The 13,498-nt window shown below is 73.4% G+C and carries 8 protein-coding genes; 4 read left to right on the forward strand and 4 right to left on the reverse strand.

The window, feature by feature from the left end; all coding sequences use genetic code 11:
- Nucleotides 1-36 precede the first annotated feature (36 nt).
- Nucleotides 37-627: a hypothetical protein gene (locus tag QWY29_RS10090; RefSeq protein ID WP_300960598.1), complete on the forward strand. Its 591-nt coding sequence runs from the start codon at nt 37-39 to the stop codon at nt 625-627.
- A gap of 123 nt (nt 628-750) precedes the next feature.
- Here the strand turns inward: QWY29_RS10090 and QWY29_RS10095 are convergent, their stop codons facing one another.
- From QWY29_RS10095 to QWY29_RS10110, 4 genes are all read right to left on the reverse strand, one after another.
- Complete coding sequence (locus QWY29_RS10095) at nt 751-1,239, reverse strand: dihydrofolate reductase (protein ID WP_300960599.1); 489 nt, start codon at nt 1,237-1,239, stop codon at nt 751-753.
- A 16-nt stretch (nt 1,240-1,255) separates the two neighbouring features.
- Nucleotides 1,256-2,065 (reverse strand): thymidylate synthase, encoded by an 810-nt coding sequence (locus tag QWY29_RS10100; RefSeq protein WP_300960600.1) that lies wholly within the window; start codon nt 2,063-2,065, stop codon nt 1,256-1,258.
- Nucleotides 2,066-2,099: 34 nt separating this feature from the next.
- On the reverse strand, nt 2,100-2,984 hold the full coding sequence (locus QWY29_RS10105; protein ID WP_300960601.1) for a PhzF family phenazine biosynthesis protein: 885 nt from the start codon (nt 2,982-2,984) through the stop codon (nt 2,100-2,102).
- Nucleotides 2,985-3,047: 63 nt separating this feature from the next.
- Entirely contained in the window at nt 3,048-10,451 is a 7,404-nt protein-coding gene (locus tag QWY29_RS10110) for a PKD domain-containing protein (RefSeq protein ID WP_300960602.1), read from the reverse strand.
- Nucleotides 10,452-10,638: 187 nt separating this feature from the next.
- On the opposite strand from QWY29_RS10110, the gene pssD reads away from it, so the two are divergent.
- The 3 genes from pssD to QWY29_RS10125 are packed head-to-tail and all read left to right on the forward strand — an operon-like array spanning nt 10,639 to nt 13,200.
- A complete protein-coding gene (gene pssD / locus QWY29_RS10115) occupies nt 10,639-11,088 on the forward strand; it encodes a PssD/Cps14F family polysaccharide biosynthesis glycosyltransferase (RefSeq protein ID WP_300960603.1) in 450 nt (149 codons plus the stop codon).
- On the forward strand, nt 11,085-11,654 hold the full coding sequence (locus QWY29_RS10120) for a glycosyltransferase (protein WP_300960604.1): 570 nt from the start codon (nt 11,085-11,087) through the stop codon (nt 11,652-11,654). Before pssD ends, QWY29_RS10120 begins: the two co-directional genes overlap by 4 nt.
- A gap of 19 nt (nt 11,655-11,673) precedes the next feature.
- On the forward strand, nt 11,674-13,200 hold the full coding sequence (locus tag QWY29_RS10125; protein WP_300960606.1) for a sugar transferase: 1,527 nt from the start codon (nt 11,674-11,676) through the stop codon (nt 13,198-13,200).
- The last annotated feature ends 298 nt before the right edge of the window (nt 13,201-13,498 follow it).

Below are 13,498 nucleotides of genomic sequence, written 5' to 3' on the forward strand. Positions count from 1 at the left end.
GCACAGCCTGCCAGCCCGGCGGATATGGTCCGCACCATGCTCGCCATGGCGCACGCCGGCTTCGTGTTCCTCTCGATGACGAAGACCGGCTCGACGGCGATCCAGCGGCGCTTCGACGCCCACGCCCAGCTGGTCGTGCGCAAGCCGCCGACGATGAAGCACATGCGCGCGCGGACCTTCGAGCAGCGCGTCGCACCCACCCTGGAGGCCTACGGCTTCCCCCGGGAGAGCTACGAGCTGGTGTGCCTGGTGCGCGAGCCGGTCGACTGGGTCGCCTCGTGGTGGCGCTACCGCGCGCGGCCGGGCTTCGAGGGCAAGCCGCGCTACACCGGCGGGATGGCGTTCGAGGAGTTCGCCGAGCAGGTGCTCGCCGGCGAGCTGAACCTCGGCAGCTCGGCGAACTTCGTCTCCGACGTCGACGGCACCGTCATCGTCGAGCGGATCTACCGCTACGAGCACCTCGAGGACGCCGCGTCCTGGATGGCCGAGCGGCTCGGCGTCGACGTGCCTGCACCCGCCCGCGCCAACGCCTCACCGCCGCGCCCGCTCGACGTCTCCGCCCGCACCCGGGCGCGGCTCGAGGAGCACTACGCCGCCGACGTGGAGGTCTACCGCTCCGCGCGCTGAGCCTCGCAGGCGCCTGTCCGGGGCTGGTCGACGATCGTTCAATTGCGCCGGAATGTCGCGGTGGCAGCGCTTCCACCCGTCCACAACCCCGCAATTGAACGATCGTTGACGCCCGGAGCCGGGTCAGCCGCCGAGGCGGCGCAGCCGGACGACGTCGAACTCCTCGCCGCGCTCGCGGGAGGTCTCCTCCCAGTCGGCGCGGTCGAACGCCGGGTAGCGGGTGTCGCCGTCGGGCGAGAGGTGCACCTCGGAGATCACCTGCTCGTCGGCGTGCGGCAGCGCCGCGGCGTACACCTGCGCTCCCCCGGCCACCATCAGGTCGCCGTCGAGACCGTCGGCCAGCGCCATCGCGGCGTCGAGGTCGTGCGCGACGAGGACCCCGTCGACCGCCCAGTCGGGGTCGCGGGTCAGGACCACGGTGGTGCGGCCCGGGAGCGGCCGGCCGATCGAGTCGTACGTCGCGCGGCCCATGAGCAGCGTGTGGCCGAGCGTCGTGCGCTTGAAGTGCGCGAAGTCCGCGGGCAGGTGCCACGGGATGCCGCCGGCCGCGCCGATGACGCCGTTGTCGGCGACCGCGGCGACGAGGACGACGCGCTTGCCGCCGGGGGTCACGGCCGACCGCCGGTGCTCATACGGCGATCGGCGCCTTGATCCCCGGGTGCGGGTCGTAGCCGGCGACCTCGATGTGCTCGAGCTCGAAGGCGTCGATCGCAGTGACCGTCGGGTCGAGCACCAGGCGCGGCAGCGGGCGCGGCTCTCGGGTCAGCTGCAGGCGGGCCTGGTCGAGGTGGTTGAGGTAGAGGTGCGCGTCGCCGAGCGTGTGCACGAAGTCGCCGACCTCCAGCCCCGTCACCTGGGCGACCATGTGGGTCAGCAGCGCGTAGGAGGCGATGTTGAACGGCACGCCGAGGAAGACGTCGCCCGAGCGCTGGTAGAGCTGGCAGGAGAGCCGGCCCGGGCCGTCGGCCTGGGGGGCGACGTAGAACTGGAACATCGTGTGGCACGGCGCCAACGCCATGTCGGGGATGTCCGCGACGTTCCACGCCGAGACGATGTGGCGGCGCGAGTCCGGGTCGCGCCGGATCTGCTCGACCACCTGCGCGAGCTGGTCGACGGTGCGGCCGTCCGGTGTGGGCCACGAGCGCCACTGGTGGCCGTAGACGGGCCCGAGCTCACCCTGCTCGTCGGCCCACTCGTCCCAGATCGAGATGCCGCGCTCCTGCAACCAGCGCACGTTGGTGTCGCCGCGCAGGAACCAGAGCAGCTCGCCGAAGACCGAGCGGGTGTGCACCTTCTTCGTCGTCACGAGCGGGAAGCCCGCCTGCAGGTCGAAGCGCATCTGGTGGCCGAAGACGCTGAGCGTGCCGGTCCCGGTGCGGTCACTCTTCTCCACGCCGTCGTCGAGCACGCGCCGGAGGAGGTCGAGGTACTGCTGCACGAGGGCGAGCCTAGTTGCTCGGCGCAGGCTCCGGTCAGAGGTCCAGCGTGCCGACGATCGTGGTGCGGGTGGCGCCGCCGACGTGCACCGCCTCACCGTCGCGGGAGACGTGGACGCGGCCCCGCCGGCCGACCGCGGTCCCCTGCGCCGCGACGTACGCCGCCGGGAGGCGGCTGCCCGCGAGCCACTGGCCGATCCCGGCGTTGAGGCTGCCGGTGACCGGGTCCTCCGGGACGCCGTACTGCGGGCAGAACGCGCGCACCTCCACCGCCGCACCAGCAGCCGAGCCGACGGCCGAGCCGGCAGGGTGCTCCCCCACCACGCCGATCTTCAGGTCCCCGAACGCCGCGAAGTCGGGCTCCAGCGCCAGCACGGCGGCGGCGTCGCGCAGCAGCACGCCGACCCAGCCGGGGCCATTGTCGATCCAGGCCGCGTCGACCAGGTCCGAGCGGCGCACCCGCAGCGCGGCCGCCACGGCGTCCACGTCGGCGTCGTCGACCGGGCCGGAGCGGACCAGCGGCGGCCCCTCGAAGGAGAGCACGTCACCGCGGCGCAGGGACACCAGGCCGGCGCCGCACTCCTGGACGATCCCCTCCCGCGCGGGCACACCACCGGCCTCGAGCCAGGCGTGGGCGCTGCCGAGCGTGGGGTGGCCGGCGAACGGCAGCTCGCCGCCGGGGGTGAAGATGCGCAGCCGGTAGTCCGCGGCCGGGTCGGTGGGCGCGAGCAGGAACGTCGTCTCCGACAGGTTCGTCCACCGCGCGAAGGCCGCCATCTGCTCGTCGGTCAGGTCATCGGCGTCGTGCACCACCGCGACCGGGTTGCCCAGCAGCGGCTCGGTGGAGAAGACGTCGACCTGGCGGAACACGTGGGACGCGGCAGCGAGATCAACAGCAGGGTCAGCAGCAGGACGGGTCACGCCCCCGACCCTAGGGGCCGGGGGCGTGTCCGTCGGGCGCGTCCTGGCGCTAGCTCACCGCAGTCACGGCGCCGCCGTCCTCGCCGCCGGTGCGACCAGGGCGGCTGCCGCTGCGACCGTGACCACGCGGGTCACGCTGGTCGCCTTGCCCCAGCCGTCGGTCACGGTGAGGGTCACCGTGTAGGTCCCCGCCGCTGCGAACGCGTGGGTCGCGCTCGACGACGTGGAGTCCGCGGTGCCGTCACCCCAGTTCCAGCGGTAGGCCAGCGTGTCCCCCGTGTTGGGGTCGCTCGACCCGCTGGCGGAGAAGTTGCAGGACAGGTTGGTGCAGGCCGGCGTGTTGAGCACGGGGGTCGGCGGCTGGTTCGTCGTCGGCTCCGTGATCGTGACGGTCTGCGTCGTCGTGGCGGTGGTGCCCCACTCGTCGCGGGCGGTCAGCGTCACGGTGTAGGTGTTGGCCGCGGTGTAGGTCCGCGTCACCACCGCTCCCGAGCCGCTGCCGTTGCCGAAGTTCCACGAGTAGGTCAGCGCCGTCGGGTTCTCGTCGGTCGAGCTCCGGGCGTCGAAGGTGCAGACGTTCTGGTTGCAGGCGACGGTGAAGCTCGGCACCGGCGGCAGGTTGCCGTCGGGGACGGTGACCGTCACGTGCCGCTCGGTGGGCACCGCCGTGACGAAGTCGTGCTGGTCGATCGCGCGGGCACGGACCGTGTAGGCGCCGGCCGGGATGACCGGGGTCGTGTAGGAGAAGTTCGACCCCGGCGTGCCCGGGCTGTTGAGGAACGCCGCGCGCCAGCTCTGGTTCGTGCTGGTGAAGGTGCCCGAGCTGCTCATGTACTGCCCGGCCGCGTTGACGACCGCGACCTCCACCCGCTGCATCGCCTGGTCGTCCTCGGCGCGGCCGCTGATGAAGATCTTGCCGTCGGGGAAGGTCGCGCCCTCGACGGGGGCGAACAGGTTCTCCGTCAGGGTCGGCGGCTGGTCACCGGGGTAGATCCGGTAGCGCGCCGTCGCGCCCGACGTGGAGGTGTCCTGCTGGCCGGCCGTGTCGTAGGCGAAGGCCGTGACCGCCCAGTCGCCCTGGGTCGGCAGCGTCACGGGGAGGGAGAACGTCGTGCTCGTCCCGCCCGGGGTGGCCAGCACGGCGTTGCGCGTCGCGAACGCCGCGCCCATCGAGCCGTTGGGCTGGAGGTACCGGTTGGTGTCCTGGTCCTCCAGGGCGATCCGCACCTCCGCGACCCCGAGGTCGTCCGTCGCCGTACCGGTCAGGTCGAGCTGGAGCGACTGCCCACCCGTGATCGTGCCGGTCGTGGTGAGCAGTCCGTTCGGCGGCGCGTCGCCCGCGATCTGGGCGGCCAGGTTGAGCCGGCCCTGCATCGAGCTCGACGTGCTGAGGCCCAGGTCGTCCTGCGCGGAGACCGAGAAGGAGTAGGAGCCCGGCTTGAGCGTGAACGGGGTCGTGTAGCTCCACGTGTACGTCGAGCCCGCGATGTTGACCGGCGAGATGCGGTACTGGCCCGCGATCGAGTCCACGCCCCACGTGCCGTCGGCCGCGAGGCTCTCGCGCGTCGTGGAGTTGCGCAGCGTGATCTCGACGAACGCGAGGTTCTCGTCGTCGGTGGCGGTCCCGCTGAAGGTCAGCGGCTGGCCCGGGGTCACCTGCACGGTGCCGACCGCGGTCGGCGGCGTCATCGACACCGGCTGGCTGATCGTCACCGTCGGCGCGACGGCGTTCTCCGCCACCAGCCAGGACCGGTCGGCGGTGTCGAGGTCGCCCTGCCCGGCGGTGTCGGTCGCGCGGACCTGCACCATCCAGGTGTCCTCGTGCGGGAGCGTGACCTCGTAGGACCAGGTGGTCGACAGGCCGCCCACCACGTCCGGAGTGACCCGGAAAGCGTTGTAGGTCGTCGAGGCGGTCCCGTTGGCCTGCAGGTAGCGGTTCTGGGAGTCCTTGATCGCCAGGGTCAACGAGTTCACCCCGACGTCGTCGGTCGCGCTGCCGGTGATCGTGAAGGTCCGCGTGTTGATGAGGCTGCCCGAGGGGCCGCTGACCGTCGTGTTGGGAGCCTGGTCGGCGGTGCCGAAGGTCTCGAACTTCTTCGTGGCCTTCGAGGGGTCCTGCCCACCGCTGCTCGAGACCGCCCGGGCGGTGATCGTCAGCTCGCGGTTGTTGGCGACCGTCAGCGGCAGCGTCCACGCGGTCGAGGGGGTGCCGGGATTGGCCAGGGTCGCGTCGATCGTGTTGCTGGTCGTGCTGCCCCAGGTCGTCAGGTCGTCGTTGAGGTAGCGGCGCGACTGCCGGTCCATGATCTCGACCTGCACGCTGCGCACGCCGTTGGCCGCCGAGGCGGTGCCGCTGACGGTGAACGACTCCGCGACCGGCTTGATCCGGCCCTCGATCGGGTCGACGATCGTCGTCTCCACCCCGTTGCCGTTGGGCACGGACTGGAAGTCGAAGAACGCCAGCCGGCCGACGTTGTACTCGCCCTGGGTGGTGGCGTCACCACCGGTCCACAGGCCGCGCGGGGTCAGCTCGATGTGCTTGTTGCCCTCGAAGGAGTTCGACAGCGGGTTCCACTCCAGCGAGGTGCCGTCGACCGGGTTGAGCGCACCGAGGTGCTCGCGCTTGACGACGGCGTCGCCGAGGCCGTAGCCGGAGAGGCCCTGGCCGGTGCCGTAGCCCTGGTCGTCGAGGCCGGGCCACGGCTGCGGGGAGGTCGGCGACTCGTTCCAGGCGAAGTGCCCGCCGATGTAGACGGCCTGCTCGGAGATGGCGACCGAGTAGACGCTGTCGAAGGCACGGGAGATCCACATCGGCTGCACGTTGTCGCCACCCTCGATCGGGTAGGCGATGATCGTGTCGTTGATCGGCGGGCGGTCGCCGCCCGAGCCGCTGCTCACCGCGAACCACGTGCCGTCGGGCGACATGTCGCCGCCGTAGATGCGCTGGATGCCGCCGACGTACTGCAGGTTGTCCTCCCACAGCCGGCTGCGCCACGGGGTGAGCTGGTTGGTGCGGGTGTTGATGATCGCGACGCCGTAGCGGTCCTGGCCGTTGACCTGGCGCCCGGTGTGGACGACCAGCAGCCGGCCCTCGTCACGGGTCAGCTTGAGCCGCTGGACGGTCAGGTCGCCGTTGGTGCCGATGCCGCCGGAGAGGTTGTTGACGAAGTCCGACCGGACCTCGCCCGTGGTGGCGTCGAGCGCGACGAGCGCGCTGCGCGGCACGTTGTTGATGAGGGTGAACCGGCCGCCGGCGTACACCGTGGTGTTGGTGACCGCCAGCTCCTGGACCTTGCCGTTGCCGTTGGCCACGAAGGCGTCGATCGGGGCGCCGGTCGTGGGGTTGATCCGGGCGATCGCCGCGCGGCGGACGCCGTTGACCGTGCCGAAGCTGCCACCGATGAAGAGCTTGGTGCCGTCGGGCGAGGCCTCGACCGCCTCCACGCCGCCGTTGGTGAACACCGGGCGGAAGTTCGGGTCGACCAGGCCGGTGTTGGCGTCGAACGCGGCGAGCTGGCTCTGCTGGTAGGTCGTGTTGTTTCCCGAGGCGCGGTTGGCGATCGAGGTGAAGGTGCCGGCGACGTACGCGCGGTTGCCGACGAACTCGATGTCCCAGATCTCGCCGGTGCCGATGTAGGGCATGTTGGTCCGCGGGGTGTCCGGGACGATCCGGGTGTGGCCCGGGGCGGGACCGACTGGGGAGGTCTGGACGGTCTGGGTCGCCTCGTCCGACAGGGTGCCGTCGCTCACGGTCAGCCGGACCAGCCGGGAGCCGTTGGTCGCGTAGGTGTGCGCCGGGTCGACGCCGTCACCGGTCGTGCCGTCGCCGAAGTCCCACGTGTAGGTGAGCTGGTCCTCGTCGGGGTCGAAGGAGTTGCTGGCGTCGAACTCGCAGGTCAGGCCCGAGCAGCCGGCGAAGAACGTCGCGGTCGGCGCCTCGTTGGTGCCGGTCGCGTCGGTGCCGGGGTCGATGACCACCGAGAAGAGCATCGAACGACCTGCCGAGCTCGTCGTCGCGGTGCGCCCGGACGCGGTGCCGACCGGCAGGTCGGCGCCGGCGGTGTCGCCGAGCACCGAGCTGACCTTGCCCGAGCCGGTAGCCGTCGAGGCGGCCCGCTGGGTCGTGCCCGTCGGCAGGGTCCAGGTGACCCCGTCGGTCGAGGACTTCTCGCTCCAGACGTTGACCAGCCAGGACTTCGCGTGGGCGACGGGGACGCTGGGCGTCGTGTGGCTCGTGCCGGTGGTGTTGCTGCCGCCGATCGCCGAGGCCGAGACCACCGCGGGACCGGTGCTGCGGTACGCCGCCACGGACATCGTCGACTTCACCCACGAGGCGGTCGTGACCGAGACGTCGGTGCCGACGTCCGCGGGCGTCGCGCTGCGGGTCCAGACCCGGCCCCGGATCTCGGTGCCGTCCCGCGACTGGAGCAGGGTCCAGCCCGGGATGGTGGTCGGCAGCGCGACGGTCGTGGAGTTGGTGGTCAGGAAGAGCACCAGCCGGTCCAGCGGCTTGACGGTCGCGGGGATCCGGACGGTGTGGGAGGGGCGGTTGCCGGCGGTGCTGGCCGAGCCCACGAACGTGATGTCGCCCTGGACGACGGTCGCCGTCGGCGCGACGGTCGCGGACTCGGTGTCGGTGTCCTCGCCGTCGCTGACGGTGAGGGTGACGGTGCGGCTGCCCGCGGCGGCGTAGGTGTGCTGGACCGCCTGCCCGGTGCCGGTCTGCCCGTCGCCGAACGCCCAGCTGTAGGTCAGCGGGTCACCGTCGGCGTCGGTCGAGCCGGCGGCGTTGAAGCTGCACACCAGCGCGTCGCAGCTGGAGGTGAACGCCGCGGTGGGGACCTGGTTGTCCGGCGCCTGGCCGGGGCTGAGGACGACCGAGGCGAGGATCGTGCGGGACACCCCGACGCTCGTGGTGGCGGTGCGGCCCGCGGCGGTCCCGACCGCGACAGGCCCGGCGGAGTCGCCGAGCACCGCGCTGATCCGCCCGGTGCCGGTGGCGGCGTTGGTGGTGCGCTGGGTGACCGTCCCGGGGAGGGTCCAGGTGGCGGTGGTCGAGGACTTCTCGGTCCAGATGCTCACCAGCCAGGAGTTCGCGGCGGGGACCGCCACGGACGGCGTGGTGTGGCTGGTGCCGGTGGTGTTGCTGCCGCCGATCGCGGAGCCGGCCACCGAGAGGTCGTCGCCGCGGTACGCCGCCACACCCACGACGGCCTTGACCGTCGCGCTCGTGGTGGGGATGACGTTCGCCCCGGCGTCGGCGGCGGTCGCCACCTTGGTCCAGGTGCGGCCGCGGATGCCGTTGCCGTCCCGCGCGCCCAGCTGGGTCCACCCGGCCGGTGCGGTCACCGTCGGGACGGTGTCGTTGGTGGTGAGGAAGAGGACCAGCACGTCCCCGGCCTGCACGGAGGTCGGGATGCGGACGCTGTGGTTGGTCCGGGCGCCCTGCGAGCTGGCGGCGGCGACGAACGAGATGTCGCCCTGGACGACCTCGGGCTGCGGGTCGACCGTGCCCTCGGCGTCGTCGGTGGTGGTGCCGTCGTTGACGACCAGGCGCACGGTGCGCGAGCCGGGACCGGTGTAGGCGTGCTGGGCGGTGCGGCCGGTGCCGGTGGCCCCGTCGCCGAAGGTCCAGGCGTAGGTGAGCTCGTCCCCGTCGGGGTCGCTGCTGGCGCTGGCGTCGAAGGTGCAGGTGAGGGCGTCACAGCTCGAGGTGAACGACGCGGTCGGGGCCTGGTTGGGCGCCTCCTGCTCCGGGCCGATCACGATCGAGGACAGCGCGGAGCGCGAGACGCCGACGCTCGTGGTGGCCGTCCGGCCGGCGGCCGTCCCGACCGGGACCGCTGCGCCGGAGTCGGCGAGGACCGCGCTGACGCGGCCGGTGCCGGTCGCCGCGTTGGTGGTGCGCTGGGTGGCGCCGGCCGGCAGTGTCCAGGTGGCGGTGGTGGAGGACTTCTCGCTCCAGATGCTCACCAGCCAGGAGTTCGGGCGGGCGACCGCGACGGCGGGCGTGGTGTGGCTGGTGGCGGTGGTGTTGCTGCCGCCGATGGCCGAGGCGGTGACGTCGCCGCCGCCGGTGCTGCGGTACGCCGCCACGCCGACGACGCCCTTCACGGTCGCGCTGGTCGTCGGGACCAGGTCGGCCCCGGCGTCGGCCGCGGTGGCCACCTTCGTCCAGGTGCGGGCGCGGATGCCGCTGCCGTCCCGGGCCTGCAGCTGGGTCCAGCCGGCCGGGGACGCGATGGTGGCGACGCTGTCGTTGGTGGTGAGGAACGCGACGAGCACGTCGCCGGGCTGCACGGCGTTCGGCACGACCACGCGGTGGTTGGTGCGCGAGCCGTTGGTGCTGGCCGCCGCGACGAAGCTGACCTGGCCCTGGGCGACGGCCGCGGACGCGGTCACCGGCTGGGACACGGTGCCGGTGGCGGTGCCGTCGCTGACGGTCAGCGTCACCGTGCGCGTGCCGTCGGCGGCGTACGTGTGGGACGGGGTGGCGCCCGTGCCGGTCTGGCCGTCGCCGAAGGTCCAGGCGTAGGTCAGGTCGTCGCCGTCGGCGTCGGCGGAGCCGGACGCGTTGAAGGTGCAGGTGAGCTGGTCGCAGGTGGAGGTGAAGGCGGCGGTCGGAGCGGTGTTGACGGGCTCGTCGACCTCGCCGGGGCCGACCACCAGCGAGAAGAGCGCGGTGCGCGAGGCCGACACGTCGGTGGTGGCGGTGCGCGTGGTGGGCGAGCCGACCGCGACCGGTCCGGCGGAGTCACCGAGGACCGCGCTGATCTTGCCCGAGCCGGTGCCAGCCGCGGTGGTGCGCGTCGTCGTGCCGGTGGGGACGGTCCAGGCCAGCGTCGAGGAGGACTTCTCCGACCAGACGCTCACCAGCCACGACCCGGCGCCGGTGACCGGCGCGCTCGGGGTGGTGTGGCTCGTGCCGCCGGTGTCGCTGCCGCCGATCGTGCTCTCGACGACGGCCGCTGCACCCGTGCTGCGGTAGGCGGCCACGCTGATGACCGACTTCACGAACGCGCTGGACGTGACGGTCACGTTCGCGCCCGCGTCGGCGGCGGTCGCGGTGCGGGTCCAGGCCCGGCCGCGGATCCCGTTGCCGTTGCGCGACTCCAGGAGCGTCCACCCCGGCACCGTGTCGGTGAGCGTGTCGGTGGTCGAGCTGGTGGTCAGCACCATGACCAGCGCGTCGCCGGCCTGCACGGCGGCGGGGACGCGGACGGTGTGGGCCGTCCGGTTGCCGGCGGTGCTGTCGGCGGCGACGAACCCGACCACGCCGGGGGCCGCCTGGGCGGGCGCCGCGCTCAGGGCGGTCACGGCCAGGACGGGGAGCATCGTCACGAGGGCCGTGACGACGGCCGCCAGCAACCGACCGGCGGACGTGCGGCGCCGGGTCGAGGAGGTGCGGGGCGCGGGGGCCGGCGTCGCCCGACGCCGGAGGAGGTGCTGGGACACGGGCTCACCCATCCACGGAGGAGATGGCCGCAGGACTGCGGCCTGTCCCGAATCGTCGGCTCGCCGGGCGGGGGCCACATGCCCAAATTTGGTAATCCTCCCGCTGCGGGCACCAGGTCCCCAGATTTGGTCATGCCGCCCCTGGCCGCCCTTCCTAGCGTGAGCGTCGTCCCTGACCCACCGCTGTGAGGAGCCGTCCGTGAAGGTGTTGCTCGTCAGCTCGTCCGGAGGGCACCTCGCACAGCTGCTGTGCCTGCGCCCGTGGTGGAGCCAGCACGAACGGCACTGGGTCACCTTCGACACCCCCGACGCGGTCAGCAAGCTGGCGGACGAGGACGTCACGTGGGCGCACCACCCGACGACCCGCAACGTGCGCAACCTGGCGCGCAACACCCTCCTCGCCCGGCGCCTGCTCGCCGAGGTCCGACCCGACGTCGTCGTCAGCACGGGCGCCGGCGTGGCCGTCCCGTTCTTCTGGCTGCACCGGGTCTTCGGGGCGCGCAGCGTCTACCTCGAGGTCTTCGACCGGATCGAGACGCCGACGCTGACCGGCCGCCTGTGCCGGCCGGCGACCGACCTGTTCCTCGTGCAGTGGCCCGAGCAGCAGCGGCTCTACCGCTCCAGCGTGCTCCTCGGGAGCGTCTGGTGACCGCCCCGCCGCTGGTCGCGGTGCTGCTCGGCACCGACCACCACCCCTTCGACCGGCTCGTCACCTGGACCGCGGAGGTACGCCGCGCGACCGGCGCCGACGTCTTCGTCCAGCACGGCGCCACGCGGTTGCCGGCGGACCTGCCCGGTGCGCCGATGCTGGGCTCGGCCGAGCTCTCCGCGCTGCTGGAGCGGGCGGCCGTCGTGGTCACCCACGGCGGGCCGGGGCTGATCATGGAGGCGCGGGTCGCGGGCCACGTCCCCGTCGTCGTCCCGCGGGACCCGCGGCTCGGCGAGCACGTCGACGACCACCAGCTGCGGTTCGTCGCCCACATCGCCGGCAGCGGCCTGGTCGCGGCGGCGCCGCAGCTCGCGACGTTCCGCCGGGCCGTCGCGCTGGCGCTCGGAGCCGGGGCGCTCGGCTCCTCGGCCCCCTCCCCCGCGTCCTCGTCCGCCGCGGGCCCAGGTACCTCGCCACTGCCCACCTCGCCCCTGGCCACCGCGGCCGCGGAACCGGCCGCCGAGCGGTTCGCACGGTTCATCGACGACCTGGTCCGCCGGGCCTGAGACGGGACGCCCCAGGACAGTGACCGCCACCGCGCCCGCCGGCCTGCCCGACCGGCTCACCCCCGTCACCCAGCCCGCCCCGGCCGGGGGCGTGCCCGAGCCGTCCACCCCGGAGCCGTCGACCACGGCACCGCCCGCACCCGCGCAGGGCCCCACCCGCAGCCCGATCTCGGCCCTGCTGGCCCGCGACGTCACCGGCGCCGGCGACCAGCGCTGGCGACCGCCCCTGCTGCTGGCGGCCGGCGACGTGCTCGCCGCCGGCGCCGCGGCCGCCGCGTCCTCGCACGGGGTGCCGCGGCTCCCGGTGCTGCTCCTCCTGGTGGCGACCTGGCTGCTGCTGCTCTCCGCCGACCACTGCTACGACCGGCACGTCGCCTCCCGCCTCGACCGCGTGCGCCGCGTCGCCCGCTGCGGGACCGTGCTCGTCGCGGCGTGCGCCGTCGGAGCCACCCTGCTCGAGCCCGCGATCCGGCCGCGGCAGCTGCTCGTCCTCGCGCTGACCGCGACGGCGATCAGCGCCGCCCAGCGCCTGCTCGTCGACCACTGGGGCCGCGGCGCCCAGGAGCGGATCCCCGTCGTCGTCGCCGGCCACCGCCGCGAGGTCGCCCGCGTCATGTCCGAGCTCGACCGCAGCCGTGGCCACCGCTACCGCATCGCCGGGGTGTGCGTGCCGACCGCCGCCGGCCGCGACCTCGGTGTCCCCGAGACGTGCGGGTTCGACCGGCTGCCGACGGTCGCGGTCCAGCACGGGGCCCGGGCCGTCATCGTCGTCCCCTGCCGCCACCTCGACCCGATGACGCTGCGCCGCCTCGGCTGGCAGCTCGAGGGGTCGGGGACCTCCATGCTCGTCGCGTCCGGGCTCTTCGACGTGGCGGCGGCCCGGGCGCGCATCGGCTACGCCGGCGACCTGCCCCTGCTCCACGTCCGCCACGCCGAGCTGACCGGCGCCCGGCGGCTGCTCGAGGCCGGCGCCGAACGCGTGGTCGCCGCTGTGGCGCTCGTGCTCCTCGCGCCGTTCCTCGCCGTGCTCGCGCTCGCCGTGCGCCACGACAGCCCCGGCCCGGCGTTCTTCCGCCAGACCCGGGTCGGTCGCAACGGCCGGGCGTTCTCCATGCTCAAGCTGCGCAGCATGGTCGTCGACGCCGAGACCCGCCGCGAGACCGTCGAGGCGCTCAACGAGTCCGACGGCGTGCTGTTCAAGGTGCGGGCCGACCCGCGCATCACGAGGGTCGGTGCCTTCCTGCGCCGCTACTCCCTCGACGAGCTGCCCCAGCTGGTCAACGTCGTGCGGGGCCAGATGTCCCTGGTCGGACCGCGGCCGCCGCTGCCCGAGGAGGTGGAGCGGTACGACGCCGACACCCGGCGCCGCCTCGCCGTCCGCCCCGGCATCACCGGGCTCTGGCAGGTCTCCGGCCGCTCGGACCTCTCCTGGGAGGAGACGGTCCGGCTCGACCTGCGGTACGTCGACAACTGGTCGCTCGGCCTGGACCTGCGGATCCTCTGCCGCACCGTCCGGGCCGTCCTGCGCCACGACGGCGCCTACTGACCGGCCTGCCCGGCCGACCTCCGGTCGGCCGGGCGACCGGCTGCCCGACCGCCGCCTGAGCGGCCGCGCGGCCGGTCGCTGTGGCGCGCCCGGACGGGGCCTTCGGCGTGTCTCGGTGGACGGGCGTACCTCATGTGGGGTATGCCACCCGATACCGAATATGGGGGATGACAGCGGGGCGTCCGGCGTCCTCGCCGGCCTACGGTGACGCGCCCCGCCGACACCGGTGTGGGCGTCCCCCCACACGCAGAGGCAGACGATCATCCGTACCACCGCCACAGCAGCGGCCGCACTCAGC

Origin of the sequence: Nocardioides abyssi, assembly GCF_030412915.1 — a bacterium.
In the GTDB taxonomy this organism is placed as follows: domain Bacteria; phylum Actinomycetota; class Actinomycetes; order Propionibacteriales; family Nocardioidaceae; genus Nocardioides; species Nocardioides abyssi.